At 60.5% G+C, this 1542-nt stretch carries 2 protein-coding genes; both read left to right on the top strand.

Annotation, left to right across the window (positions count from 1 at the left end):
* Positions 1 to 728, top strand: a 728-nt coding sequence (locus tag D8V06_RS21175) for a nucleotide sugar dehydrogenase (RefSeq protein WP_130931723.1), incomplete at its 5' end; no start/stop codon positions are given.
* A 149-nt stretch (positions 729 to 877) separates the two neighbouring features.
* A partial coding sequence (locus D8V06_RS21170; RefSeq protein WP_177434463.1) for a glycosyltransferase occupies positions 878 to 1542 on the top strand: 665 nt, incomplete at its 3' end.

Here is a 1542-nt window from a genome sequence, read left to right as displayed (position 1 = left end):
CGATCATCCGCAAGGACATCGCCGTTGCCGAGATGATCAAGTACACCTGCAACGTATGGCACGCCACCAAGGTGACCTTCGCCAACGAGATCGGCAACATCGCCAAGGCTGTCGGCGTCGACGGCCGCGAAGTGATGGACGTGGTCTGCCAGGACAAGACCCTGAACCTGTCGCAGTACTACATGCGTCCAGGCTTCGCTTTCGGCGGTTCCTGCCTGCCCAAAGACGTGCGTGCCCTGACCTACCGCGCCGGTTCGCTGGACGTGGAAGCGCCGCTCCTGAACTCGCTGATGCGCAGTAACGAATCCCAGGTTCAGAACGCCTTCGACATCGTTTCCAGCCACGACAAACGCAAAGTCGCCCTGCTGGGCCTGAGTTTCAAGGCCGGTACCGACGACCTGCGCGAGAGCCCGCTGGTTGACCTGGCGGAAATGCTGATCGGCAAGGGCTTCGACCTGAAGATCTACGACAGCAACGTTGAATACGCCCGCGTCCACGGTGCGAACAAGGACTACATCGAGTCGAAGATCCCGCACGTCTCGTCCCTGCTCGATTCCGACTTCGACGCGGTGATCAACAACTCCGACGTGATCATCCTGGGTAACCGTGACGAGAAATTCCGCGCCCTGGTCAAGGACGTTCCGCACGGCAAGCAGGTGATCGACCTGGTCGGCTTCATGTCCAAGGCCACCAGCGCCAGCGGCCGCACCGAAGGCATCTGCTGGTAACACGGAATCCCGTCTCGGATAGCGCACTTTCGCGCATGAAAAACCTGTAGGAGCAAGGCTTGCCCGCGATGGCGATCTCAAGTGTGTCATCGCCGGCAAGCCGCGCTCCTACAGGGGGCGAGGGGCTCGCAAATGACTTTAGGATTCCGATTATGCACAGGCTAAAGCACGGCCTACTCCAGGCCGCCGGTTGGCTGTTTTATCTAAGTTTACTGATGGGCATCGCCATGGCGTTGCCTGTGTCCACATTCGACTCCGAGTCGAAGGACTTCATTTTCCTGATCGGTATCGTCGGTATCTGGCGCTACTCGATGGGTGCCACGCACTTCCTGCGCGGCATGCTGTTTCTGTACGTGGTCTACCCGCACCTGCGGCGCAAAGTGCGCAAGCTGGGCAAGGCGGCGGACCCGTCCCATGTCTTCTTGATGGTCACCAGTTTCCGTATTGACGCCCTGACCACCGCGCAGGTCTACAGCTCGGTGATTCGCGAAGCGATCGACTGCGGCCTGCCGACCACCATGGTCTGCTCCATCGTGGAAATGTCCGATGAGCTGCTGGTGAAAAGCCTGTGGAAACGGATGAATCCGCCACCGCATGTGAAGCTCGACTTCGTGCGCATTCCCGGCACCGGCAAGCGCGATGGCCTGGCTTACGGTTTCCGCGCCATCTCCCGTCACCTGCCGGATGACCGCGCGGTCGTGGCGGTGATCGACGGCGATACCGTGCTCGGCGAAGGCGTCGTGCGCAAGACCGTGCCGTGGTTCCAACTGTTCGGCAACGTCGGCGGCCTGACCACCAACGAGTTCTGCGAAGT

Origin of the sequence: Pseudomonas sp. Sample_24 (genome assembly GCF_004307605.1) — a bacterium.
GTDB lineage: Bacteria > Pseudomonadota > Gammaproteobacteria > Pseudomonadales > Pseudomonadaceae > Aquipseudomonas.
This window is presented reverse-complemented; position numbering and strand designations above follow the sequence as displayed.